This window comes from Flavobacterium sp. ENC, assembly GCF_020991415.1.
Taxonomy (GTDB): Bacteria; Bacteroidota; Bacteroidia; order Flavobacteriales; family Flavobacteriaceae; genus Flavobacterium.
Genome location: NZ_JAJMOY010000004.1, coordinates 176,177 through 200,320, shown reverse-complemented (window position 1 = coordinate 200,320; position 24,144 = coordinate 176,177). Strand labels below are relative to the sequence as shown.

Below are 24,144 nucleotides of genomic sequence, written 5' to 3'. Positions count from 1 at the left end.
TTTTTCACTGATTAAAAGGATTATTCTACTTCAATTAATTTATAAGGCGTCGATTCGTGAGAATTCGTGTCATTCGTGGCTAACTAAAAGCAAAGTTCGCTGAATCTCTTTAAAGACTTAGCGAACCCTGCGTAAAACTTAGCGCCCTTTGCGGTAAAAAAAAATTAAAAATCGAATTTATAATTGGCACCACCTAACACCTGAAATCCCTGTACGGGATAATTCAGCCATTTTTCGTAAGCCTGATTTCCGATATTATTCAGTTTTAAGAAGAAAGTCAGACGCTCACTATATTTGTATCCTAAATGCGCATTGGCATCAAAATAGCTTTTTAAAGTTACAATAACAGGATCTGTAGCAAAATCTAAATTCGACTGCATATCCTTGCGTTCTCCCACATAAAAAACATTCAGGCCGGCATACCATTGTTTGGTGATATTGACATCCAGGTTTGAGCTTACTTTGATTGTTGGTAAATTCCAGGCTTCTAAAGCACCGTCATTTTTGTAGCTGTTAAAAGTTCCGTTGATTCCAAAAGTAACATTTTCAGAAAAATCAGCTTTTAGTTCCCCATAAAAACGAAATGTTCTTACGTCCTGATACACCACTCCGAAAGAGTTTCCGTAGGCGTAATTTTCATTCGCAAGGTCTTCTGTGTAATCATTGCTTTTAAACAATGCTTTATTCTTTTCATTCAGATAAGAACCTGTTACGTTATAATTGATATTATTGGCCAGTTTCCCTTTCAATCCTGCAAAAACAGTGTATTGATTACTAGTAGGCCTCATGTTAAGCGTTGGAGAAAGAAATGGGTTTTCGGTTACAAAATCAGCATAGGAATTCTGATTCAGGCTACCATTTGCTCCGGCATAAAAGATCATCAGGTCACCTACTAATTTATAAGAAGCATTTACTTTTGGATAAATATAAAATTTATTCCCGCTGTTTTCAGAGTCCAGACCGTAAAACAATCCTGCCCCTAACTCTAATGTCCAGTCGTTTTCAAGAATCACAAAACTAGGCTCAATTCCAAAATTAGTCAGGCTGTATTTTAAAGGCTCCGTATTATCATTCGCATAATTATTTTCGAAACTTCCGCTTACGTGATCTACAATAATATTGGTATTGATAGACTGGTCCATCACGTCTACTTTAAACGATGGTTTTAGGTAAAACCTGTTTTCAGAAGAAGAAAAACTATCGGAGAAATGGGTAAATCGGGTAGTTATTTTATTAAAAACACCTTCCGTAAAATCAATATTCCCACCTAAGGAAATGGTGTTGTACGAGTGATTCGGATTGATTTTATCAACCAGCTCCAAACGCTCGCCGGGAAGCAAAGCTGAACCAAAGGCAGCAGGCAAACCGTACCAGTTGTAAATCTGATTTTGATATCCTAAATCGATGGCCCAGGACATATCGCGATTGTTGGCACCGTAGCCAATATTTAAAGCGGTATCATAGAATTCGTCATTCAGTTCTGCGTCTTTTATGCCTCCCTGAGACGAATGATGGCGGAACATTCCGGAAAGGTAATCGTTATTTCCTAAATCCTGTGTTACAAACAATTCCGCATTTAAAGTCGAATAATTCCCTACTCCTACAGTCGCATAATTGCTAAACAAACGTTCCTGTTTAGACTTCTCTACGCCTTCTGCTTTTCCTTTTGAAGGCGTAAAAGTGGAAGCCACCGGAACAGACAAAATACTGTATTTAATCGTTTCTTTGGGCTGGTTTCCCGCATCGTCAAGCGAAGGTGTTTCTTTTACCTTAAAAGCGTCTGAGACTGTCGGCGAATAAGGCTTTACCACATTTACCGTTTCTGTCCCGATACTTTCTTCTTTCGTCTGCGAAAAGGAAAGCTGAACAGCAAACAGCAAAATCAAAAGGATCGTTTTATTATTGAAATTCATTTTCATATTTATTTTATTTTGTAAAATCTAATTGGTGAAATGCAAAATGTCTTTTTACAATTAGTTATTACATTATCAAATTTTCTAATTTTCTAATTATTATGCTTCCCAATCTCCTTTGGCAATAAATTGAGATTTTCCTCCAATTTGTATCGTATACTCGTTCTCTGTCAATTCTCCTTTAAAATAAATTCGGGACGGTCGGTTTATAAAATCGCCCTGATGGTTTATCGTCTCTATTTTAGCGGAATGGTATTTCAGAAGAAAAGCCTGTAGGCAGGTACTAGCACTTCCTGTTGCCGCATCTTCCACGAGTTGATTGTATTCTACACAAAGCATTCTGCTTATTATTTTGGAATCTTCCAGGCAATAAAAATATAAGGCTCTGTGATTTGTTTTGCAATTTTTCATCAGCCATTCATTCGTTTTATCTTTGTCTAAAACCAATGCCTCCAAAGCTTTTTGATCTTTAAGCGGAACGATCACAAAAGCACTTCCGGTGGTCACTTCCTGAATAGGATACTGATCCTCAAAATCTTCACTTTTTAAAGTACTGAAGGATAAAAAGTCTTCCTTATCGAAAACATTTAAAAATTCCGGCTGAGCCGCTTGTAACCAAATTAAATCTTCTGTTTTACGAATTGCAATTTCTCCAATCGGAACTTTCAGTGTAATGGCATCAGGTTCATTTTTGAATATTTTATGAATCAGCACCCATGAAGTTCCGATAATGGGATGCCCTGCAAATTTCATTTCGCTTGCCGGCGTAAAAATTCTGATCTCTGCGCTATTATTTTCAAAATCCAGCTTTGTAATAAAAGTACTCTCGGCAAAATTGATTTCTTTGGCGATCCTTTGCATTTCTTCCGAACTTAGATTTCCTGCTTCTAAAAAAACCGCCAGTTGATTCCCGGCATATTTATTTTCAGCAAAAACATCAATGATATAAAAGGGTAAAGTCATTTTTCTGTTTTTTAAAGAGAGTATAGAGAAAAGAACATAGAAAATAGATTTTTCCTCATCTACCTCTATTTTCTACGATTTATATTCTTTCTTCTATATTCTTATTTAGTAATCGATGAATTCGTTTTAGACTCTTCCAGTTTAATAGCGCTCAGTTCTCTTTTCGCTTCTTCGACTACATCCGGATAATCGGTGAAATTATTGATGACGTTATCTAAAATGTACGTGGCCTGATAGCTGTCTTTCAGTCCGTAGAAATTTCTGGCCATCAGCACCAGACTTTTCGCACCGTAATATTTATAAGCAGAATAACTCTTCGCTAATTTCTGAACTGCCACATTGGAAGCATCAAATTTGCCCTCTTTGGTTTTAAAGTAGGCATCATAATACAGCGCTTCTGCGGCCAGTTCTCCTTTTGAGGTTGTTGACAATTTAGCATAGGCTGCTTTGGCTTTGTCTTCATCACCGGTCTGTATTGCGGCACGGGCTACGATAATCTGTGCATCTGCTTTTACGTTTGCATCTGCTTTTGGATTTTGCAGTACTTTGTCAGCGTAGACTACTGCATTTGTATAATCTTTTTTATCGTAGTAACACTTCATCAGATTGGCCTGTGCGAAGTTTTGGTTCTGGGCAACATCGGCTTCATTATCTAAACGAACCAATACCGGAATCGATTTGTCACAATCTTTTGCTTTCAGGAAAATCTGGGCCAGTCTGTTTAAGGACTGCTCCGTAAATTCATTTCTCGGCTGATCGGTTACATATTGGTAATTGGCAACCGATTTCGTTTCCGAGCCTTCTGCATAATACAATTGTGCTAAATAATAGTTTGCCTCCAACGCATGAATTCCGGTTGGGAATTTGCTGATGTAACCTGTAAAACCGGTAATAGCCACTTTGCTGTTATTCTGACTGTATTGTTTAAAAGCTCCTTCGTATGTATCGTTATCGAGTTCTGCATCTGTCACCGCGACAAAATCCAGCGTGCGCACCCAGGTGGCATATTCGTCTACTTTTCCGGAATCAACATAGATTAATCTGGCAGTTGAGACTGCTTCTAAAGCTTCCGGTGTTTTTGGAAACTCGGCAGCAACTTTTTTAAATTTTACTAAAGCTTCATTGTCACGATCTGTATTGTAGTACACCAAACCCTGTTTCAGGATTGATTTTGAAGTAAATGCTCCGTTTTTGTATTCAGAAATCAACTGATCGTATGTTTTAATGGCTAAATCATTCTTTTTCTGGGCAACGTAAGTATTTCCTAATTCATACAAAGCGTCGTCCCTGTAGGATGATTTTTTATACATCAGCAGGAAATTATTCAGTTCTTCGATTTTTTTATCATTTTTAGACATAAAGCCGTAGGAAAGTGCTTTTTGATATTGCGCATAATCCGCATCAACGCCTTTTGCTTCCATGGCTTTGGCGTACGCTTCCATGGCCGGGCCGTATTTGGCACTCACGAATCGGCAGTCTCCTAAACGCAGGTACGAATCATTTAAACGTACTTTATCTTCTTTCGAAGTATCAATTTGGGCCTGAAAATAAGTACCGGCCTGATCGTATTCTTTCAGTTTAAAATAAGTGTAGGCAATATTGTAATTGATGTTTTTGTATTCGTCAGTTGTTTTTGCCGCAGCCAGTCCCGCAAATTGTTTGTAACTCAGTAAAGCAGCCTTAAAATCATCGGTCACATATTCCGATTCTGCTTTCCAGAAGGTAGCCCTGGCCGTAAAGTCAGGATTTTTTTGTTCTTTGACAGCGCTATTGAACATTTTTAGTGCTTCATCATAATTGGCTTCATTGTACAATTCCACACCTCTGTAAAAAAGGACTTTCTGGTAGGCTAATTTATTTTCGGGAGTTCGGTTTTTCTCCAGTAAAACTAAAGCTTCCTTGTAATTTTTTGAAGAGATATACGAATCCACCAGTAGTTTTTCTACTTCTGATCTGCTGGAATTGTTTGGGTATTTTTTTAAGAAATCAAGCAGAATTCCGGGAACGGTTTGGTACGCATTTCCGATTTCATAACTCAGTTTAGCATAATTTAAAGCGGCGTCTTCCTGAATCTGGGTGTTGAAATCCATTTCGGAAGCGTTTTTGAAAGCATTTAATGCCTCTTGTTTTTTCCCGGTATTCAGGTAACTCAGACCTAAATGATAATAGGCATTTTGGGCTACGAAATCTTTTCCTTCAATAATTTTATTGAATTGGGAAATCGCACTTTCGTAGTTTTTTTGCTCATAATAAGCATACCCCAGCTGATAAAAATCGGTGTTATTCCATTTTCCTTTTCTTCCTTTGTATTCCTGTAAAAACGGAATCGCTTTGTCGTATTGTTTTAAGTTGAAATAACTTTCCCCAATAATTTTATTCAATTCCGATTGCTCAAGGGCATTTGATTTCCCCATTGCCTTTTGGCCCAAATCAATTGCTTTTTGGAAATTTCCTAATTTGAAATTCATATCGGCCTGATAGTACGACAGCTTTTCTTTGTATTTTTCTTCGCCTGAAACTTCATCAAAATATTTCGTCGCTTCTTTGTAATCGTCTCCTTCATATGCCATAAACCCTAAGTAATATTTAGCCTGAGAACCAAACTCGGGAGAATTCACTACCTTATTGAAATAGGTTGTTGCTTCTTTTTTGTTTTTAGCATTAAAATAACTGTATCCTTTCTGAAAGTTGAATTTATCCAGATCAGACTTGCTCATATAGCTTTCATCTACCTTGTCAAACCACTGCAAAGCTTTCGGATAATTGCCCTGTTCGAAGAAAAAATGAGCCACTTCTACATACGCCTGATTTTGTTTTGTACTTGTCGGATAGTCGGTTACAAACTTTTCCATCAGTGCATCAGCATTCGCCTGATTGGTCCTGATGGCGCAGTTGGCGATATAATACGCACAATCAGACTGAACTTCTTCTGTTGTGGCGCTATTCTTTACATATTCAAAAATATGTTGTGCCGAAGCGTATTGTTTGTCATTGTATAAAGCCAGTGCTTTGTCAAAATCCTTTAAATCGTAGGTATATATAGCTGATTTTTGCGCCGATACCAGGGTCGAAAAAAGGACAATTGGTAGTAAAAAGAACCAGAAAAGTTTACGCATTTTATTGTTATTTAGTATTCAAATTTATCATTTAATACCGTTTATAACGAAACGTTTCCGCCTTTTATTATAAAAAAACATTTTAAAAACTTATATCTGACAGCTTCTGCAAGCATATCTCTTAACCATATAAGTTGTGTAAGTTATTATAAGTAAGACTCTTTAACAAAGCGCTCCATGAGATTGAGAGTATATCAATTTCATAAATAAAAACCTTACCCATCATTTCCTAAAATGAACTTATATCGCTTATGTGGTTCAATTTTTCAAGAGCTAAAAACTTTTATAACGTACATATTTCTTTAGAATTCAATGCAAAAAACTTTCGCCATCATTTCCTAAAATGAACTTACATCGCTTATGTGGTTCAATTTTTCACGGGCTAAAAACTTTTATAACGTACATATTTCTTTAGAATTCAATGCCAAAAACTTTCGCCATCATTTCCTAAAATGAACTTACATCACTTATGTGGTTCAATTTTTCACGGGCTAAATATTTTTATAACGTACTTATTGCTTCAGAATTCAATATCAAAAACCTGCCACAGCATTCTCTAAAATGAACTTATATCGCTTACAGGGTCTGCTTTTTTATTTCTTTCTATTATAGGTTTTCTTCAGAAATGATTGAAATTTATTTTGAATCCATCCGTTATCTTATTACTTTTACCATTCAAATCAATTTATTATGTCACAAATCGTACTGTCTCTTAAAGAAGTCACTATATATCAGGAAGGAAGAAAAATTTTATCTCATATTAATTTAGATGTTCAGCATGGTGAGTTCATCTACATCATTGGAAAAACCGGTTCGGGAAAAAGTAGTTTCATGAAAACTTTGTACGGTGATTTGCCTTTAAGCGAAGGAGAAGGCCATATCGTTGAATTTGATCTGGCGACTTTAAAGGAAAGTGAAATTCCGTTTTTGAGACGTAAAATTGGAATTGTTTTCCAGGATTTTAAATTACTGCCGGACCGTTCTGTAAAAGACAATATGCTTTTTGTATTAAAAGCAACCGGATGGCATGAAAAAGACGCCATGGAACACAAAATCGATGAAGTTCTGGACAAAGTCGGAATGAAAGAATTTGTAAACAAAATGCCTCACCAGCTTTCCGGAGGAGAACAACAACGTGTTGCCATTGCACGAGCATTGCTAAACGATCCTGAATTTATACTGGCCGATGAGCCAACCGGAAACCTTGATCCGCAAACGAGTTCTGAAGTATTGGAGGTCTTGAAAAAAATCAACGCCAACGGTAAAACGGTTATCATGGCTACGCACGATTATGCCTTATTAATGAAATTCCCGTCTAAAACTTTAAAATGTGAGGACGAAAGAATTTTTGAAGTGGTACAGCGCAGCGTGTAATGCTTTCAATTCTAATTCCAGTTTATAATTATAATATTTGCCCTCTCGTAGCGACTTTACACCGTCAGGTTTTAGAATGCGAAATCCCTTTTGAAATTATTTGTCTGGATGATGGTTCTCAAAAATTTTTAAGTGAAAATCAAGAGATTAGTAAATTAAAAAATACTGGTTATTCCATTTTAGAAAAAAATATCGGCCGCAGTGCCATTCGAAATTTACTGGCTCAAAAAGCAATTTATGACAACTTGCTTTTTTTAGATGCTGACACAATTCCTGTACACGAAAATTTTATATCAAATTATATTTCCCAAATAAACGATAGTAAAAAAATCGTTTATGGTGGAATTCGCTATCAGGATATTCAACCTTCCGGAGATGAAGTTTTACGATGGATTTATGGTACAAAAAGAGAAGCCCTGACAGTTTCAGATCGGAATAAAAGCCCCTATATTTCATTTTTGACGCTGAACTTTCTGATCAAAAAAAGTATTTTCTCGGAAGTAAATTTTAATGAAAGTATTCCAAATTTAAGGCATGAAGATACATTATTTTCATTTGAATTAATGCAAAATCAGATAGCCATTGTTCATTTTGAAAACCCTGTCTATCATCTGGGATTAGAACACAGCCAGACATTTTTAAGAAAATCTGAAGAAGCTGTTGTTGCCTTGAAGAACCTCACAGATTCAAATTTAATTTCAACTGAATACGTAAAGCTATCGCATTACTTTCAAATCCTTAAAAAATATTATCTTCAACCTTTAGTTGCTTTTTGTTTTAGAATAACAAAACCTTTATTTTTGAAGCAATTGTTAGGTAGAAAGCCATCACTATTGCTATTTGATCTTTACCGATTGGGATATTATTGTACCTTGAAAACTAAATAAATGCCGTTTTTTTCTATCATTATTCCGTTATACAACAAAGAAAACTTTATCGAAAATACGATACAGAGTGTGCTGGCTCAGACTTTTCAGGATTATGAAGTGATTCTGGTGAATGATGGATCAACGGACAGCAGTGAGACAAAAGCGCTTCAGTTTAAAGATCCCCGAATTCAGTATTATTCCAAAAAGAATGAAGGCGTTTCACTGGCAAGAAATTTCGGTATTGAAAAAGCCAGCGCACAACACATTACTTTTCTTGATGCTGATGATTACTGGTACCCTGATTTCCTGCAGGTAATGTTTGAACAAATCAGGCAGTTTCCGGAACAAAAAGTTTTTAGTGCCGCGATTGAAATTGAAACTTCAAAAAAAGTATTTGCTGCTCAATATTCGATACCCAAAACAGATAGTTCCGAACTTGTAAATTACTTTAGCGCCAGTACAAAAGAACCTATTATTTGTACTTCCTGCGCGGTATTTCACAAAAGCATTTTTGAAGAAATCGGAGTTTTTGACCCCAAAATAAAAAGCGGTCAGGATACCGATCTCTGGATTAGAATCGGATTGGTTTATCCCGTTTTATTTTCCTGGAACATTCTCGCGCGTTACGTCTATGACAACAACAGCCTGTCGAAGGACGATACATTGCTGCATGCAAAAATGGATTTTTCGAAATTTACAGCACTTGAAAAAACCAATGCTGACCTGAAGTATTATTTAGATTTAAATCGATTTTCGCTCGCCATAAAAAGCAAATTAACCGGCAACAAAGCCCTTTTTACTCACTTTTATACCGGAATTGATTTAGGGAAAATAGGCTTCAAAAAAAGATTTATACTAAGCCTTCCCTCCTCTTTATTATGGCTGTCGATTCAGATAAAATTAAAAATGGCTGACCTTGGTATAGGATCATCGGTTTTTAAATAGTTTGAAATTTTTATATTCCCTGATGTAATCTTCTTCGTCAAATTCGTCCGAAGCCAAAACCAGGCAAACTGCCCCGGAAGAAAAATTTTGTAATTCCCGCCAGATCCCTTCTACGATTAATAAGCCTAAATTAGGCTTATTTAGTGTCACTATTTGAGATGATTTTCCGTCTTTTAGGACTACATCGAAACTTCCGCTTAATGCAATCAAAAATGCTTTTTGATTTTTATGGGCATGTCCACCGCGCTTACTTCCGCTTGGAACATCATATAAATAATAGACTCTTTTTGAGGCAAATGGAATTGTATCCCCTTCTATAACCGAAAGATTGCCACGCCTGTCCTGAATTTTTGGAATTTCGATTAACTGAATATCAGTAATTGTAGTCATAGTTTATGTTTCGTTATTTCTCTGAATTTTGCGATTCCTGCTAAACCGGTTTTATATTTTTCTCCAGCTTCAGAAAAGCGAATGTACTTTTTTCTAATCAAAAAAAAGACATATTTGGCCAGCCAGACCAAAGCAAAACTTCCATGCAGTTTATAAAACAAGGCCGCTCTCGAATAAATTAAAGTATCAGATCCTTCGTCTTTTCCGGATGAAAATTCAGGATGCGAAACTATAATTTCCGGGCTAAAATAAACGTTCCCCTTTTGATTTAAGGCTGTTTTTAAAAATAAAAATTCTTCGGCAGTTTCAAAAAAAGAACCCAGTCCAAAATTGGTGTCAAAAGCGATATTCTTTTTTTTTATCTCTGTTAGTTTGAATGCAATTTCAATGGAACTTACACTCCATATGGTTTTTGAATTATGCTTAAAAGGTGAATTCCATTTTTTCTGCGGCTGCAAAGCACCAATCCGCTGATGATTAAAGGTAATGATGTCTGCTTTATCCTGATTTTGGAAAGCTAAAAGAATATGGCTTCTGAAGTTTTCTGCAAAAACAACATCATCATCGGTGATTAAACAGATTTTTTTTGAGGCATTCTGAATGGCTTTGTTCCTGCTTTTAGACAGACCTTTCTCAGTACTATTAATTACCTTAACAAATTCAAAATCAGAAGACAAAATCTTATTTTTCGATTGATTTACAATCAAAATATTGAAATTTGAAAAATGCTGAAACGGAAACATAGGCATCAAAAAATCAAAATTGCTTCTATCTTTGGTAGCAATTAAAATTTCGAAGTCCTTTTCAGAAAAAACATTTGACATTTTCATATATATTTACGTAAATATAAATATTTCCGTCACAAATGAAAGTACTATTGGTAGGAGAATATAGCAGGCTGCATAATTCTTTAAAAGAAGGACTGGAAGTGCTGCAGCATGAGGTCACCATTATTGCAACAGGGGATAGTTTTAAGCAATTTCCCGTGGACTATTCTATTTTTCCCAGGTATTTTATGGAGAACAAGCTTTTAATATTTTTAAACAAAATTCTGTTCCGTCTTTTCAAACTAGATTTGCCACTGGCTGAAAAAGGAATTCGTTTCTGGTTGTTTTTACCCCGATTAAAAGAGTATGATGTCGTTCAGTTGATCAATTCCAACGCAATTGAAACCTATCCTTTTTTTTCTAAATTTTTATTAAAAAAACTCTTTCGTCAGAATAAAAAAAGTTTTCTGCTCGTTTGCGGTGAAGACACGCCCATAATCGATTTCATGCTAAAAGATTCTTTACCATATTCTATTTTGACACCTTTGCTAAAAGACAGGAAACTTGCTTCTTATTATCGTTTTTCACTAAAATACACTCAAAAAAAATACCGCGATTTATATGATTTTGTAAGCGAAAGCGTTTCCAAAACCATGGTTTCTGATTTGGATTATAAAATTCCATTACCGGAAAAAACCTTAATTCCGAATCCGGTAAATACCGCTAAAATTGCTTTTGAACCGTTGGATAGCGTCCAAAAAGTCATCATTTTTTTAGGCGTAAATAATACAAGCAGCATAAAAAAAGGAACTCCTTTTTTCGAAGAAACTCTTAAAATTATTCAGCAAAAATATGGCAACAAAATAGGTATCATCAAAACTGAAAATGCTCCTTATAAACAATACATCACCCTTTACAATCATGCTCAAATTGTATTAGATCAGGTGTACTCGTACGATCAGGGATACAATGCCCTGGAAGCAATGGCAAAAGGAAAAGTGGTTTTTACAGGCGCCGAAACTGAATTTACAAACTATTACCACCTTACCGAAAGAGTCTGTGTAAATGCACTTCCGGATGTAGATTATCTGGTTGCTGAATTATCTTATTTAATCGAAAATCCCCAAGAAATAATTGCAATAGGCATGCGGGCCAGAGCTTTTATAGAAAAGGAGCATGATTATGTAAAAATTGCTGAGCGCTATTTGAATGTTTGGAGTACAAATTAAAAAAAGAAATTGTATGAACTTTCAATTGGGAATCAAATTACAAATTACATTTTTTTTTAAAAGTGTTTACAATTAATGAGCATTTCTCGGCTCCCTTTGTATGCAAATGATCCGGATCATAAAAATCATCATTTGTAAATCTTGAATCGGTAAATAAATTTAGGTATCTCACATTTAAATTTTTCTTTTCAAATAATTGAGCCGTTTTTATAATCCTATTTAATTTAAATCTGTTTACTCTCTTAGAATATGCCCTTGAAACAGGCATCGTTACTAAAATCACTTCAATACCTTTTTCTTTACATTGATGAATAATTGATTCAACTACCGAGATATTTTCAGAAAAATCCAACAAATTATCTTCATGACGTTTTATCGTATTAGCTGCAAGTTCATCTATATTTAAAAATCTCTTTTCTTTGGTATAATTAGTACCAAAACCATTTGCATCACAATCGGTAAGAGTTCCTTCTGAAAAATAGCGATCCACTAATTTTATATTTTTATTAAACGGTCTTTTCGATGATACGAAATAGTTCCCATAATCAAACTTAGAGATTATTGGAACATCCAAATCCATATAACTTTTATAATAGTATTTTCTCCAGCTGTCTTCTCCTGTATCTTTTAATTGACTTAAACTCGTGTATTCAATATTTAAAATAACGCATTTGAGCTTTTTAAATTTATCTAAATGCTTTTCAAATAAAAGCTGATCAAAATATAAAGATTGACTAATATTAGATAAATTAAATGTCGGTTTATCAAAAAAAAATGGATTCAAGCCATAAAAGGTATGGGAATTTCCTAATATTAAGACCTCTGTTGTTTCATATCTTTTCTGAACATTTTCATTTTTGAAAGAATAATTATTGGGCACGACCCTGTAAAAACATTCTATAAAAACAAATACCAATACAATTGGTAGTAAAAAAACTATTAGCTTCCCTATTAATTTCTTCATTAAAATTGAAAATATATAAATTGTAAATCCTTACCGGAATAATATAAAACTAGTATCGTCAAAACATAATAAAAACCGATCCTAATAGGTTTTGCCCAGGTCAATCCTAATTTTTCAATAGCAAAATAATTTTTCCTTCCGCTCCATTCAATACACATAAATAAAAACAAAACTGCAATTATTGTTTTAGGAAATATTTCCGGAAAAGTAAATAAGGTATTAGAAAATATTTTAGATATATAAAAAAGAGCGTCTCCTACAGTATTGGATCTAAAGAAGATTCTAGCGAACGTAACTAAACCAAAAGTTAAGATAATATCAAAAAAAACTTTACTATTTGCTACAAAGCCACTAGCGGATACTATTTCAATATTTTTTCTATTTTGGCGTAGCAATAATAAAGGAAGAATATATAAAAAATTAATAAACCCATAGATTATAAAAGTCCAATTGGCGCCATGCCAAAAACCAATTAGCATAAAAACTATAAAAACATTCCTTACCTGTTCCCATTTGGATCCACGTGAACCCCCAAGGGGTATATAGACATAATCTCTAAACCAGCTTGATAAAGAAATATGCCATCTTCTCCAAAATTCGGCTATATCACGTGAGAAATAAGGATAGGAGAAATTCTGCAATAATTCAATTCCTAATAGTCGGGCAGTTCCAATGGCAATATCTGTATAACCCGAAAAATCCCCGTAGATTTGAAATGAGAATAAAATTGCCCCAATAACCAAAGTACTCCCTGAATAATCGGATGGGTTATCAAAAATTAAATTAACATATTCGGCACAGTTATCTGCAATAACCACTTTTTTTACTAATCCCCATAGTATTTGTCTTAATCCACAAACAGCATTGTTATAATCAAAACTTCTCTTTTTTTGAATTTGAGGTAAAAGATGTTGCGCTCTTTCTATTGGACCAGCAACTAACAAAGGAAAAAAACTGACAAATAGAGCATAATCAATTATACTGTTTACCGGCTTGATCTTCTCTTTATAAATATCAATTACATATGATAATCCATGAAAAGTATAAAATGAAATTCCTACAGGCAAAATTATTTGTAGTGTCCATGTATTAATTTTAAGTCCTAACCCCGAAAAGAGTTCTGAAAAATTATCTATAAAAAAATTGTAATATTTAAATAAACCCAGAAGACTCAAATTAAGAATTACACTTAACCAAAGCCATCGCTTTTTCAAGCGGGAATTATTTATATTATCAAATATCTTTTTTCCCGTATAAAAATCTAAGCCAATAGAGAAAGCTAGTAAGAAAGTAAATCTTAAGTCCCAGCAGCTATAAAAAAACAAACTAGACAGCAACAAAAATAAATTTTGCCATTTTAGACTTTTATAAAATACAAACCAATATAATATAAATACTAGTGAAAAAAAGAGGGCAAAGTTTAAGGTATTAAATAGCATAGAATTTGATAGTATTTTAAGGCTTAAAAAAAACTATTAAATAAATATATAAAGTAGCATTAATCCAATTTAAGTTAGCTACTAAAAATAATTTTTAGGGTTGAGTTTCCCAAGTTATTAAATCCTGTTTTAATTACGAATGCTAAAATAATAAATACTCAAAATATTTAGCATTACAAAGAGAAGACTATATTACCAAAAAAAGAACATGATTATGTGAAAATTGCTGAGAAGTACCTGAGTGTGTGGAATGAGGATTAAATCAAACTCTTCCTAAAATAAAAACACAAAACAATCCAATACATAAAATTATCGAAGGCCTGAGCCATTACTACGCCTTCAATTCCGTAATGTTTCATAAAAAACAAACTGGCAAAATATAAAACGGCCAGAGAAAACACCTCAGAAATTATAAAAGCTGTCGTTAACTTTTTAGCGAAGAACTGATATCCTAAAATTAGGGAGGCCACTTTAAAAACATCACCAATCAATTGCCAGAAAAACAAATTGGTAACCGGTAAAAATTCTTTCGTAAACAATACGTTGATTATGAAAAATCTTGAAAAATAAACCATAAGTAGTCCTCCGATAAAAACAGGTAAAATTGTTTTATAAAATGTCCAAAACACTGTTTTAGTTTCTTCCTTCGTTTGTGCGATTGAAAGTTTTGGCAAAAAATAAACGGTCAAGATTGTACTTACAAACATCAGGTAATAAGAAGATATACGCGTCATGGTTTCCCAAAAGCCCGCCTGATCAATGCCTAAATTTTCGATAATTTTATTTCGGATGGCCAAAAAAACAACAGGGCCAAAAACTGATGAAACCAGCGCCATTACAGAATAAGAAGACAGATTTTTTATGATTTTAAAATCGAACAAATGCAAACGAACCGATCCCAAAAAGTTGATTTCCGTATTTATAAAATAAAAAGTGACGAAAAACAATATGGCAGGCGTAATTACAATTGCCAATAAAGCACCGAGGGTTTTAAATTGTAAAATCATAAAAACAGATACAATCAAACCAATGGCATTGCCGATAATATTGATTCCTATTACTTTTTTAAACTGGCTCAATCCGTTTAAGATCGCCAGTAAAAATACCGAAACGGCGTACCAGGGCAAGGCCAATGCTAAAATTTTAAAAACAAGGGAATAATCCAATTGATTGCTGAAAATTTTAGCATTCCAGAATGTCGCAAAAAAATACAAAACAAAGCTTAGAATAACCGCAACGGTAACTAAACTTATAAAAACGGTAGCAATTATTTTTTGAAGTTCACTCTTGTTCTTTTGGTTTTCAGCTACATATTTTACTATTCCGTTTTGAAAACCAAGTGTGGAAATGCTCTCTAAGGAAGTTAAAAAATTGCGTAAATTCCCAACCAAAGCCATACCGCCGGGACCAACAAAAATGGCAAGTATTTTAGAAGTAATTAGGCCAATTCCTATTTTTAGCGCTACACTAAAACTGTTTAAAGAAGTAATTTTAAACAAAGTGGTCTGCATTATTTTTTTTAAGGAATTCAAATTAATAGCTATTTAAAACATCAATAATACAATCCACTTCATTTTCTGTCAAAACAGGGCTCATGGGCAGACTCAGGACCTCTTGATGAATCTTTTCCGTGATCGGGAATGATAAATGATTCCACTCTGAGAAAGCTTTTTGCTTGTGTACCGGAATTGGATAATGAATAACGGTCTGAATTGTTTTCTGAGTTAAATATTCCTGTAAACCTTCACGATCTGAAGTTCGGATAACAAACAAATGAAAGACATGATTATTTGAAAAATCCCAAACCGGAAGCACTATTTTGTCGTTTTTTATTTCGTTTAAATATCTTTTGGCTATACTTCTGCGTCTATCGTTATCCGCATCTAAATTTGGTAATTTTAAATTCAAAAATGAGGCCTGAATTTCATCCAGTCTTGAATTCACACCAATGTACTCGTTATAATATTTTTTTTCGGAACCATAATTTCGCAGCGAAAAAAGCACTTTTGCTAATTGTGAATCGTTTGTAGTTATCGCTCCCCCGTCTCCTAAAGCACCCAGATTTTTTCCCGGATAAAAGCTGTACGCCATTGCGCCTGAAGACTTTTCGTCTTTGTTCCAAGTGACATTATTGGAATTTGGAACTTTTACCCTATTGGAATTTTCAAAAGCCCCATGCGATTGTGCGGCATCTTCCACCACTATCAAATTATTCTGTTTTGCAATTTCGTTAATTTGATCCATTTCGGCCAGTTGTCCGTATAAATGTACGGCCAGAATAGCTTTTGTTTTCGGAGAGATTTTCTCCTGAACCAAATCCGGATTAAGATTGTAGGTTTCTAATTTTGGTTCCACCAGAACGGGCACTAAACCGGCTTCAACAATGGCCAGAATACTGGCAATATAGGTATTGGCAGGCACTATAACTTCATCTCCTTTTTGCAGTTTTCCTAATGTTATATAACCTTTAAAGATTAACACCAAAGCATCAAATCCATTTCCTGTGCCAATACAGTAATCGGTTTTACAATAGGCAGCGAAAGCTTTTTCAAATGTTTCTACTTCTTTTCCTAAAATATACCAGCCGTTATCAAAAACCGACTTCAGTTTTTCCTGAAAAGCAGTTTCATACGGTTTGTTTATTTTTTTAAGATCCAGAAAGGGTATCATGTGTTTGTCTGATTAGATAAGAACGGTTTCTAATTTACTATAATTTGCGGTTTCCACTTCATAAAAATCATGAATTATAGTACCGGCACCAAAACTTTCTTTCCAGTACGATAATCCTTCGTTAAGGTTTTTCCCCTGATTTTCGTTCGAAATTCCAAAATCGAAAAACTTCTTTCCGGCAAATCTTTCCTGAATTAAATACTGAAATAAGTAATCTAAACTGCCCAGGTTGCCCTGCTTTTCATTTTTCGAAATATACTGACAATGCGCTACCGTTTCGGTTTCAAAAATAGTAGCTCCTGCCACAATTTTAGTATCGGAGTACACATTAAACTGATGTATGTTATTCGGAAAAAGTGCTTTTAGCTGATTCATTTCGGCTATCGAATGAACGGGTTTTGCCTGGTGTTTGTCGGCTAAATTCGGAATCAGGATTTCATTCCAAAAGGATTCAAAATCATTTTCTTCTTTTAAAACCAACTGATTTGAAATGGCTTTCTGAAAACCTCTTTTCCTGATTTTTGAAATGTTTTTTTCCTGTGATAAATCAATTACGGAAAGCGAATCGCGCCGGACCAGTTTGGCGTCAGCTAAAAACAAACTATATAAAATTTCGTCAGCAGGCTGGAGATGATAAATAAACGGAATCGCTTTGAAATATAATTTTTCGAATTCATTTTCCTTTAGAAAAAATAAAATAGCCTTAAAAATTTCAATTATCGAGGCTAGTTTTGTACTTCCCTCATACACCAGTCCTCCGTACGTTAATCCCTGATGCGAATGGATCGAATTTCCTGCTTTATTTGCAGGTAAAACTGCTTTTATTTTTTGATTTTCAAAAATCAAAAGTGAAAAATCTTCAAAACGGTCCGCATGATATTCCATGAAATCCCTGTGAAATAAAAACGTAGCATTCCTGGCCTGAGCAACAAATGCATTCCAGGTTTTATAATCACTTTTTTGATATTTTCTTACGGTATATTTTGTCATTTTCCTGCCACAGGTTTAAGGATCTTAACCTTCAAGGCGGCTAATATATTATTTAAAATCTTATTTGTGGTCAAATGCCGGTAAATACCATTTGAATTTTACTGCCATTAACCGAACTGAAATAATTACAACAGAAGTCGCTAAATATAAAATATCATTTTCCAGATTCAGTTTTTTCAGAATAAAGAATACGATTCCGCCCAGAATACAGATTGTTGCATAGATTTCCCTTCTGAAAATAGTTGGGATTTCGTTGCAAAGAATATCCCGTATCACACCGCCAAAACAGGCTGTCATTGTTCCCAGAGCGATACAAATAACAGGATGCAGCCCAATGGAAATTCCTTTCTCCAAACCAATTAATGTAAAAACACCCAACCCGATCGTATCAAATAAAAACAAGGAAGTCCGTAATTTATCAAATTTTTTCCTGAAAAGAATTGCCAGTCCAAAACCTAAAGTTATCACATATACATATTGCAGGTCCTGCATCCAGCCTACCGGAGTTCTGCCGATCAGAACGTCACGGAGTGTTCCGCCGCCAACGGCAGTAACAAAAGCAATAATAAAGACCCCAAACGGATCGAGCTTTTTATGCATGGCCGTTAAGGCACCGGACATCGCAAAAGCCATGGTACCGATTATATCTAATAAATGAAACATTTTCTCTTTTTAACGGCCAGGATTTTAATTCCCGGTTGGATTTAATTTCTATCTTTTTACGTAAATCGGACTTCTTTTTAATAAATACGAAACAGAATCGATCCAGCTGTCTTTCAGGTTTAGGAAAGGCTTTCTGGTTTGCGAATAAATTTTTGTGCCGTTTTTGTACATGTCAAAATACACCGTATAATAATAGTACATCTGCGTATTGGCAGTGGTTGTCGAAATATCGTTTGTTTTTATTTTTTTGTCGTTGTCGCTAATTTTTGCATTTCCGCTGTTATAGGTCGTAGCTGTTGAACTTGAAGACATGGTAAACGAAACCTTCGCAGCAACAATATTGTCAACCCCCAAAATTCTTTCCAGGTCCTGGATCGGTGTATCATCAATATTGTTATGATCAATACCGGCTTTGTGCAGTAAGCTGTTTGTCGTTCTTAAATCCTGTACCGTAAGCGGTAAAATATTGGCCGACTTGTCTAATAATTTATTGTACAAGTCATTCTGGGCAAATTTTGACATATCTTCCGAGCTTTGCAGATTATCTGAATTTACATAAGGAACCGGCAGTACAGCAATCGTATTGGTTTTCATTTCTGCATTGGTTATCACCTGACCTGGTGAACTGCTATTGCCGGCATTGCCCGCAGGAGCAACATCGAAGGTCTGGGAGCGGCCGCTTGAAAAATCAATTCTGGCGATCTGGGAAACATCAAGTGAGATCTGCAATGTTTCTCCCGGTAAAGAATATTCGACTGTTTTATCGGACATTTTTGAAATAGTACACTCAATAATCTGATAATCACGTTTTATTATTTTATCTAATTTTTTACTTCCGCCCTGAGCAAAACCGGCTACTGAGAAAAGGAACATTATAATCGTAAAAATCTTTGTAATTTTCATACTCTTCAATTATTTAAGTTACCCTACTCTTATGGCTTTTCGGTTCCGCCTTTTATTACTACTTTGTTATTTTTAAAATTATTGTATTACATGTTCTGTGTGTAAAAATTGTAATCCTTTAAAATCACCCGAAGGAAATCACGTTCATTTCCTGATTGGTTTTTGATACCGGAAACGCTTTCAATTTTAGAAACCAGTTTGTGAATCGTTTCGTAATCATTTCTAAGATCAGCTTTTTGAAAGGTCTCTTTGATAATTCGCATATCATTATCAGACAATTTAATCACCAAAGGATACGTTGGCACATACGCATCACCGATTTCTTCGAGAATCGTATGGCTGATGTTAATTTTATTTTTTAAGGTAATGACTGCCGTACCCGCCACCATATCGCCCAGACGCTGCCCTTTTTTACTGGAAACCACTGTTATCATAGCGATAATTCCGCTCAGAATTGAAATATCTATCAGCCTGAAAAACCATCGCATCAGATAGTCTCCAAAACCAGCCTGATAACCATCAATTTTAACTACTTTTATTTTTATTAGTCTTTTGCCAATGGTCTGTCCCTCAAAAATGCTTTCCAGCGTGATCGAATAAATGATAATCGGAAAATAAAGCAACAAAAGAATGGACATTCTGGACCAGCTGTCTAAGGTATCCAGTAATTTCCCCAATTGCAGCCAATAAAAAAAGAGGAGGGAAATCACTATCCCGTAGGCTATTTTAATGGTTAAATCGACAAAATAAGACCCTATCCGCTCGCCGGCAGAAGCTGCTTTAAAATTTATTTTGACATTTTGCGTCGTATTAATTGATAATTCTGACATATTTTATATTTTAGCCCTTAATGAGAGAAATCGCCTTCATAAAACAAAATAAAGAAAAATGGCTGGAATTTGAGCTGGCAATTTTCGGTAAAGCTAAAAAAAATCCTGATGAGTTAGCTAATTTATACATTCAAATGATGAATGATTTATCTTACGCGCAAACTTATTACCCCAAAAGTAAAACCGTGGTTTACCTGAATCATCTGGCTTCACAGATTTATCAGAAGATTTACAAAACCAAACGGGCAGAGAAAAACAGGTTCATGGAATTTTTTAAAACTGAAGTTCCGCTGCTTGTTTACGAATATAGACGGTATCTTATGTATTCATTCGTCCTCTTCTTTCTAACCGTGGGAATAGGCGTGATTTCGGCAAGATACGATCAGAATTTTGTCCGTTTGATCTTAGGTGACGGTTATGTAAACATGACCCTCGAGAATATCAAAAAAGGAGATCCCATGGCCGTCTACGGAACCGGAAGCAACTGGGGAAGTTTCATCGGCATCACCATGAACAATTTGTATGTTGGGGCAAGATGTTATATTTACGGCATTTTTGGTGGTATCGGAACTTTTTACATTTTCCTTCAAAACTGCATTATGCTGGGATCTTTCCAATACTTTTTTTACGAACAGGGCGTTTTCTGGAAAAGCGTCCGCGGAATCTGGATTCACGGTTCCATGGAAATTTTTGCTATTGTAATTGAAACTTGTGCCGGATTTATTTTAGGCGCTTCTATTCTTTTTCCGAAGACTTTTTCGAGAATAAATTCTTTTAAAATCGGCTTTAAAAACAGTTTCAAAATATTCCTGAGCACATTTCCGTTTACCATAAGCGCCGGATTCCTGGAAGGTTTTATCACCCGGTATTCTATTGATATGCCGAACTGGCTCAGCAGTTTTATTATCCTTTTTACCTTAAGCGTAATTTCCTATTATTATCTGGTTTATCCCTATATCGTTCACAAAAAAACACAACTATCAGCCAAATTGACCTAATCAGAACCGGTAATGAATAAAATTTTCTTTGTTTTATCTTTTCTATTTTTCTTCAGCATTTCCCATGCTCAGGATTCTGTGACCGTTGCAATTGATCCTCCCAAAATTTCATCCGTAAAATACACGGAGAAAGATATTAAAATCGATACCACTACGGTTGAACGGAAAACCTTTTCTAAAAATTTCAAAAAAAAATATACCGACTCCGATTTTGTATACGAATACAAAGCACCGGAAAAGAACGCCTGGGATTATTTTAAAGAGTGGCTGGCGGAAATTTTAAGAAGCTTATTCACTTTTAACAATCCTGAAGCAGCACTCCATTTTGTGGCAATCCTGATGAAAGTACTGGCTGTGCTGATTATTGTTTTTGTGATATATCTGATTGTAAAAGCCCTGGTTGGTAAAGAAGGACGATGGATTTTCGGAAAAGATTCCAACAAAAAAACCATCTACTATTCGGAACTGGAGAAGAACATTCACCTTTTGGACTTCAAAAAACTGATTCAGGAAAGTATCGAAAAAGGCGAAAAAAGAATTGCCATCCGTTACTATTATCTTTGGCTGTTGAAGGTGATGGCGCAGAATCATTATATCGAATGGGATATCGAAAAAACCAATTCCGATTATTTGTACGAGCTTCAAAGTCCCGTTTATAAAGAAGAGTTTACGTATTTGTCCTATTTGTACAACTACATTTGGTACGGTGAATTTGAAATTGATGAAACCACTTTCAAAAAAGCCGAAAACCGTTTTAAGAATTCCATAAAAACCTTTGGCAATGAATAAGTCTATCAAAATTTACATCGCTATACTGGTTTTTGTTTTTGCCATCATTTTAATTGCAAGTTCGAACAAGCAAAAACCAATCGATTGGAGACCCACTTATTCTGTTAATGATAAAATCCCTTACGGATTGTATATTTTTGACAAGGAAATCAGCGGCATTTTAAAAAATCAAAAGATTGAAAGGGTTTCCACCATAACGCCTTATGAATTTTTAGATTCCAAATATGTACCCGATACAATCGAGGGGAAATATAAAATTAAAGGAACTTTCCTGAACATAGCTGCATCGGGAGAAATTGACAATCAGTCGGTAACAGAACTTTTCTATTTTGTGTCTCATGGCAATAATGCCTTCCTGAGCATGCAAACATTTCCACAATCTTTACTGGACAGTTTGAAAATTGAATTAAATACCCAATTTCATGCTCCTGTCCCTAATACAAAAATGTGGATGGCTAACAAAAAAGTAACCCCAAAAAAATATCATTTTGAAGACATTGATACAGAAAATTATTTTGCTAAAATTGACACTTCAACGACCACGGTTTTAGGATATCAGGGTAATGAAAAACAAAAACATGTTAATTTCATTAAAGTTCCTTACGTGAATGGTTATTTTTATCTGCACCTGCAGCCTGTCGCTTTTACCAATTATCATTTACTAAAAGCAGATCATTACCAATATACCCAGAATGTGCTTTCCTATGTTCCGAAAGGCAATATTTACTGGTACACCAAAGGACAAAACAGCGAATCGATTTCGGATTCCCCTTTACGGTATATTTTAAGCCAGCCGGCACTGAAATGGGCCTGGTATTTATTTTTAATCGGAATGCTTATTTTTATTCTTTTTAATGCGAAACGAAAACAAAGAATTGTTCCGATCCTGAAACCATTACCTAATCTAACAGTAGATTTCACCAAGACAATTGGTAATTTATATTATCAGGAAGGAGATCATTATAATATTATCGATAAAAAAATCATTTACTTTTTAGAAAGAATGAGAAATGAATATTTACTCGATACCACAAAACTCGATGATACTTTTATCACAAAACTGCACCATAAGTCCGGAAAAGACGAAAATGATATTCGGGAACTCGTATTTTTGATCAACGAACACCGGAAAAGTTATCACGGAAGTCTCGAGGAAGATTTAATCCGGATTAATAATGCGATCGAAAAGATTTTAAATTAATATTTTTAACAGAAATTCATTCAAAAGAAAACATACCAAACATGGACGATTTTAATACACCAGAACCAGAAGTTACCAACGAAAACGTAAATTTTGAAACACGATTAAATTTAGCGCCACTTTTAGAGCACGTTAATACGATCAAAAAAGAGCTTGAAACGGTAATTGTCGGCCAGCATAAAATGATTGACCAGCTTTTGGTTGCTATTTTATCCAATGGGCATGTTTTACTGGAAGGTGTGCCGGGAGTTGCCAAAACGATTACGGCTAAATTATTATCCAAAACTTTAAATATTGGCTTTAGCCGAATTCAGTTTACACCGGATTTAATGCCTTCTGATATTTTGGGAACATCAATCTTTAATTTAAAAAATTCAGAATTTGAATTTAAAAAAGGGCCGATTTTCTCCAATCTGATTCTGATTGACGAGATCAACCGTGCTCCTGCCAAAACACAGGCAGCCCTTTTTGAAGTTATGGAAGAACGTCAGATCACCATTGACGGATCGGCTTATATCCTTGAAACGCCTTTTCTGGTAATTGCTACGCAAAACCCAATTGAGCAGGAAGGAACCTATCGTTTGCCGGAAGCACAATTAGACCGTTTTTTATTCAAAATTACCATCGATTATCCGAAACTGGATGAAGAAATCCTGATCATTCAAAGGGAGCATTTGTTACAGGATCACGGTAAGTTAGAAGCCATCAAAACAATTCTTTCTGCGGAAGAAATCAAAGCCTATCAGGCACTGATCAAACAAATCAGGGTCGAACAGAACCTGTTGGAATACATTGCCAGAATCGTCGTTAATACCCGTGAGAATGCTTTCTTATACTTAGGAGCTTCTCCCCGTGCCTCAATAGCCATACTAAATGCATCCAAAGGTTTTGCAGCCATTCGTGGCCGTGATTTTGTAACACCCGAAGATATCAAAGAAGCAGCAGTTCCTGTTTTACAGCACCGTGTTATCGTGACACCGGAACGCGAAATGGAAGGTATTACAAGTGCTGAGATCATTAAGCAGATCATCGAAACAGTTGAAATTCCGAGGTAGAAAAGAGTCGCAGTTTTCAGTCACAGTCACAGTTTGCACACTGAAAACCGAAAACTGTAACTGAGACTGTGACTGA

21 protein-coding genes are annotated in these 24,144 nt (G+C 35.0%); 8 read left to right on the top strand and 13 right to left on the bottom strand.

Translation table 11 applies throughout. The features are described 5' to 3' along the window. Nucleotides 1–164: 164 nt before the first annotated feature. The 3 genes from LPB89_RS12360 to LPB89_RS12350 all read right to left on the bottom strand — a co-directional run bounded on the left by LPB89_RS12360 (nucleotide 165) and on the right by LPB89_RS12350 (nucleotide 5,992). The gene (locus LPB89_RS12360) at nucleotides 165–1,919 is read right to left on the bottom strand and encodes a TonB-dependent receptor (RefSeq protein ID WP_230702096.1); all 1,755 of its coding nucleotides are present in this window, start codon (nucleotides 1,917–1,919) and stop codon (nucleotides 165–167) included. 93 nt (nucleotides 1,920–2,012) lie between these two features. Continuing rightward, entirely contained in the window at nucleotides 2,013–2,876 is an 864-nt protein-coding gene (locus tag LPB89_RS12355; protein WP_230702095.1) for a PhzF family phenazine biosynthesis protein, read from the bottom strand. Between the two features lie 101 nt (nucleotides 2,877–2,977). Continuing rightward, entirely contained in the window at nucleotides 2,978–5,992 is a 3,015-nt protein-coding gene (locus LPB89_RS12350) for a tetratricopeptide repeat protein (RefSeq protein WP_230702094.1), read from the bottom strand. A 690-nt stretch (nucleotides 5,993–6,682) separates the two neighbouring features. Between LPB89_RS12350 and LPB89_RS12345 the strand changes: the two genes are divergently transcribed. The 3 genes from LPB89_RS12345 to LPB89_RS12335 are packed head-to-tail and all read left to right on the top strand — an operon-like array spanning nucleotide 6,683 to nucleotide 9,180. Next, the gene (locus LPB89_RS12345) at nucleotides 6,683–7,366 is read left to right on the top strand and encodes a cell division ATP-binding protein FtsE (RefSeq protein ID WP_127336939.1); all 684 of its coding nucleotides are present in this window, start codon (nucleotides 6,683–6,685) and stop codon (nucleotides 7,364–7,366) included. Further along, complete coding sequence (locus LPB89_RS12340; RefSeq protein WP_230702093.1) at nucleotides 7,366–8,253, top strand: glycosyltransferase family 2 protein; 888 nt, start codon at nucleotides 7,366–7,368, stop codon at nucleotides 8,251–8,253. Before LPB89_RS12345 ends, LPB89_RS12340 begins: the two co-directional genes overlap by 1 nt. Beyond that, complete coding sequence (locus tag LPB89_RS12335; RefSeq protein ID WP_230702092.1) at nucleotides 8,254–9,180, top strand: glycosyltransferase family 2 protein; 927 nt, start codon at nucleotides 8,254–8,256, stop codon at nucleotides 9,178–9,180. Here the strand turns inward: LPB89_RS12335 and LPB89_RS12330 are convergent. Both LPB89_RS12330 and LPB89_RS12325 read right to left on the bottom strand, forming a co-directional pair. Further along, the gene (locus tag LPB89_RS12330) at nucleotides 9,163–9,570 is read right to left on the bottom strand and encodes an FdtA/QdtA family cupin domain-containing protein (protein ID WP_230702091.1); all 408 of its coding nucleotides are present in this window, start codon (nucleotides 9,568–9,570) and stop codon (nucleotides 9,163–9,165) included. The genes LPB89_RS12335 and LPB89_RS12330 overlap by 18 nt on opposite strands. Continuing rightward, the gene (locus LPB89_RS12325) at nucleotides 9,567–10,394 is read right to left on the bottom strand and encodes a glycosyltransferase family A protein (protein WP_230702090.1); all 828 of its coding nucleotides are present in this window, start codon (nucleotides 10,392–10,394) and stop codon (nucleotides 9,567–9,569) included. Before LPB89_RS12325 ends, LPB89_RS12330 begins: the two co-directional genes overlap by 4 nt. A gap of 41 nt (nucleotides 10,395–10,435) precedes the next feature. On the opposite strand from LPB89_RS12325, the gene LPB89_RS12320 reads away from it, so the two are divergent. Continuing rightward, nucleotides 10,436–11,566: a glycosyltransferase gene (locus LPB89_RS12320; protein WP_230702089.1), complete on the top strand. Its 1,131-nt coding sequence runs from the start codon at nucleotides 10,436–10,438 to the stop codon at nucleotides 11,564–11,566. Between the two features lie 37 nt (nucleotides 11,567–11,603). Here LPB89_RS12320 and LPB89_RS12315 read toward each other — a convergent pair whose 3' ends face one another. From LPB89_RS12315 to LPB89_RS12280, 8 genes are all read right to left on the bottom strand, one after another. Further along, nucleotides 11,604–12,530, bottom strand: a complete 927-nt coding sequence (locus tag LPB89_RS12315) for a hypothetical protein (RefSeq protein WP_230702088.1) — start codon at nucleotides 12,528–12,530, stop codon at nucleotides 11,604–11,606. After that, on the bottom strand, nucleotides 12,530–13,969 hold the full coding sequence (locus LPB89_RS12310) for an MBOAT family protein (protein WP_230702087.1): 1,440 nt from the start codon (nucleotides 13,967–13,969) through the stop codon (nucleotides 12,530–12,532). The genes LPB89_RS12315 and LPB89_RS12310 overlap by 1 nt, the downstream gene beginning before the upstream one ends. A 257-nt stretch (nucleotides 13,970–14,226) precedes the next feature. Beyond that, nucleotides 14,227–15,501: an O-antigen translocase gene (locus tag LPB89_RS12305; RefSeq protein ID WP_230702086.1), complete on the bottom strand. Its 1,275-nt coding sequence runs from the start codon at nucleotides 15,499–15,501 to the stop codon at nucleotides 14,227–14,229. A gap of 1 nt (nucleotide 15,502) precedes the next feature. Beyond that, complete coding sequence (locus LPB89_RS12300; protein ID WP_230702085.1) at nucleotides 15,503–16,639, bottom strand: DegT/DnrJ/EryC1/StrS aminotransferase family protein; 1,137 nt, start codon at nucleotides 16,637–16,639, stop codon at nucleotides 15,503–15,505. Between the two features lie 12 nt (nucleotides 16,640–16,651). Next, nucleotides 16,652–17,629, bottom strand: a complete 978-nt coding sequence (locus LPB89_RS12295) for a GNAT family N-acetyltransferase (protein ID WP_230702084.1) — start codon at nucleotides 17,627–17,629, stop codon at nucleotides 16,652–16,654. A 60-nt stretch (nucleotides 17,630–17,689) separates the two neighbouring features. Then, nucleotides 17,690–18,292, bottom strand: a complete 603-nt coding sequence (locus LPB89_RS12290) for a trimeric intracellular cation channel family protein (RefSeq protein ID WP_230702083.1) — start codon at nucleotides 18,290–18,292, stop codon at nucleotides 17,690–17,692. Nucleotides 18,293–18,340: 48 nt separating this feature from the next. Further along, nucleotides 18,341–19,195: a hypothetical protein gene (locus LPB89_RS12285; RefSeq protein WP_230702082.1), complete on the bottom strand. Its 855-nt coding sequence runs from the start codon at nucleotides 19,193–19,195 to the stop codon at nucleotides 18,341–18,343. A gap of 86 nt (nucleotides 19,196–19,281) precedes the next feature. Continuing rightward, nucleotides 19,282–20,025, bottom strand: a complete 744-nt coding sequence (locus LPB89_RS12280) for an RDD family protein (RefSeq protein WP_230702081.1) — start codon at nucleotides 20,023–20,025, stop codon at nucleotides 19,282–19,284. Nucleotides 20,026–20,045: 20 nt separating this feature from the next. Between LPB89_RS12280 and LPB89_RS12275 the strand changes: the two genes are divergently transcribed. Genes LPB89_RS12275 through LPB89_RS12260 form a run of 4 tightly spaced genes read left to right on the top strand, consistent with a single transcriptional unit; the run spans nucleotide 20,046 to nucleotide 24,068 of the window. Beyond that, the gene (locus LPB89_RS12275; RefSeq protein WP_230702080.1) at nucleotides 20,046–21,023 is read left to right on the top strand and encodes a stage II sporulation protein M; all 978 of its coding nucleotides are present in this window, start codon (nucleotides 20,046–20,048) and stop codon (nucleotides 21,021–21,023) included. Nucleotides 21,024–21,035: 12 nt separating this feature from the next. Beyond that, the gene (locus LPB89_RS12270; protein WP_230702079.1) at nucleotides 21,036–21,812 is read left to right on the top strand and encodes a DUF4129 domain-containing protein; all 777 of its coding nucleotides are present in this window, start codon (nucleotides 21,036–21,038) and stop codon (nucleotides 21,810–21,812) included. Beyond that, the gene (locus LPB89_RS12265) at nucleotides 21,805–23,013 is read left to right on the top strand and encodes a DUF4350 domain-containing protein (RefSeq protein WP_230702078.1); all 1,209 of its coding nucleotides are present in this window, start codon (nucleotides 21,805–21,807) and stop codon (nucleotides 23,011–23,013) included. The genes LPB89_RS12270 and LPB89_RS12265 overlap by 8 nt, the downstream gene beginning before the upstream one ends. Before the next feature lie 41 nt (nucleotides 23,014–23,054). Next, nucleotides 23,055–24,068, top strand: a complete 1,014-nt coding sequence (locus tag LPB89_RS12260) for a MoxR family ATPase (RefSeq protein ID WP_127336917.1) — start codon at nucleotides 23,055–23,057, stop codon at nucleotides 24,066–24,068. Nucleotides 24,069–24,144 lie beyond the last annotated feature (76 nt).

Coding starts and splice junctions, on each gene's coding strand:
- LPB89_RS12360 (WP_230702096.1), bottom strand. CDS start 1,919: ATGAAAATGAATTTCAATAATAAAACGATCCTTTTGATTTTGCTGTTT.
- LPB89_RS12330 (WP_230702091.1), bottom strand. CDS start 9,570: ATGACTACAATTACTGATATTCAGTTAATCGAAATTCCAAAAATTCAG.
- LPB89_RS12320 (WP_230702089.1), top strand. CDS start 10,436: ATGAAAGTACTATTGGTAGGAGAATATAGCAGGCTGCATAATTCTTTA.
- LPB89_RS12300 (WP_230702085.1), bottom strand. CDS start 16,639: ATGATACCCTTTCTGGATCTTAAAAAAATAAACAAACCGTATGAAACT.
- LPB89_RS12325 (WP_230702090.1), bottom strand. CDS start 10,394: ATGTCAAATGTTTTTTCTGAAAAGGACTTCGAAATTTTAATTGCTACC.
- LPB89_RS12335 (WP_230702092.1), top strand. CDS start 8,254: ATGCCGTTTTTTTCTATCATTATTCCGTTATACAACAAAGAAAACTTT.
- LPB89_RS12280 (WP_230702081.1), bottom strand. CDS start 20,025: ATGTCAGAATTATCAATTAATACGACGCAAAATGTCAAAATAAATTTT.
- LPB89_RS12275 (WP_230702080.1), top strand. CDS start 20,046: ATGAGAGAAATCGCCTTCATAAAACAAAATAAAGAAAAATGGCTGGAA.
- LPB89_RS12260 (WP_127336917.1), top strand. CDS start 23,055: ATGGACGATTTTAATACACCAGAACCAGAAGTTACCAACGAAAACGTA.
- LPB89_RS12355 (WP_230702095.1), bottom strand. CDS start 2,876: ATGACTTTACCCTTTTATATCATTGATGTTTTTGCTGAAAATAAATAT.
- LPB89_RS12270 (WP_230702079.1), top strand. CDS start 21,036: ATGAATAAAATTTTCTTTGTTTTATCTTTTCTATTTTTCTTCAGCATT.
- LPB89_RS12310 (WP_230702087.1), bottom strand. CDS start 13,969: ATGCTATTTAATACCTTAAACTTTGCCCTCTTTTTTTCACTAGTATTT.
- LPB89_RS12350 (WP_230702094.1), bottom strand. CDS start 5,992: ATGCGTAAACTTTTCTGGTTCTTTTTACTACCAATTGTCCTTTTTTCG.
- LPB89_RS12340 (WP_230702093.1), top strand. CDS start 7,366: ATGCTTTCAATTCTAATTCCAGTTTATAATTATAATATTTGCCCTCTC.
- LPB89_RS12290 (WP_230702083.1), bottom strand. CDS start 18,292: ATGTTTCATTTATTAGATATAATCGGTACCATGGCTTTTGCGATGTCC.
- LPB89_RS12345 (WP_127336939.1), top strand. CDS start 6,683: ATGTCACAAATCGTACTGTCTCTTAAAGAAGTCACTATATATCAGGAA.
- LPB89_RS12265 (WP_230702078.1), top strand. CDS start 21,805: ATGAATAAGTCTATCAAAATTTACATCGCTATACTGGTTTTTGTTTTT.
- LPB89_RS12315 (WP_230702088.1), bottom strand. CDS start 12,530: ATGAAGAAATTAATAGGGAAGCTAATAGTTTTTTTACTACCAATTGTA.
- LPB89_RS12295 (WP_230702084.1), bottom strand. CDS start 17,629: ATGACAAAATATACCGTAAGAAAATATCAAAAAAGTGATTATAAAACC.
- LPB89_RS12285 (WP_230702082.1), bottom strand. CDS start 19,195: ATGAAAATTACAAAGATTTTTACGATTATAATGTTCCTTTTCTCAGTA.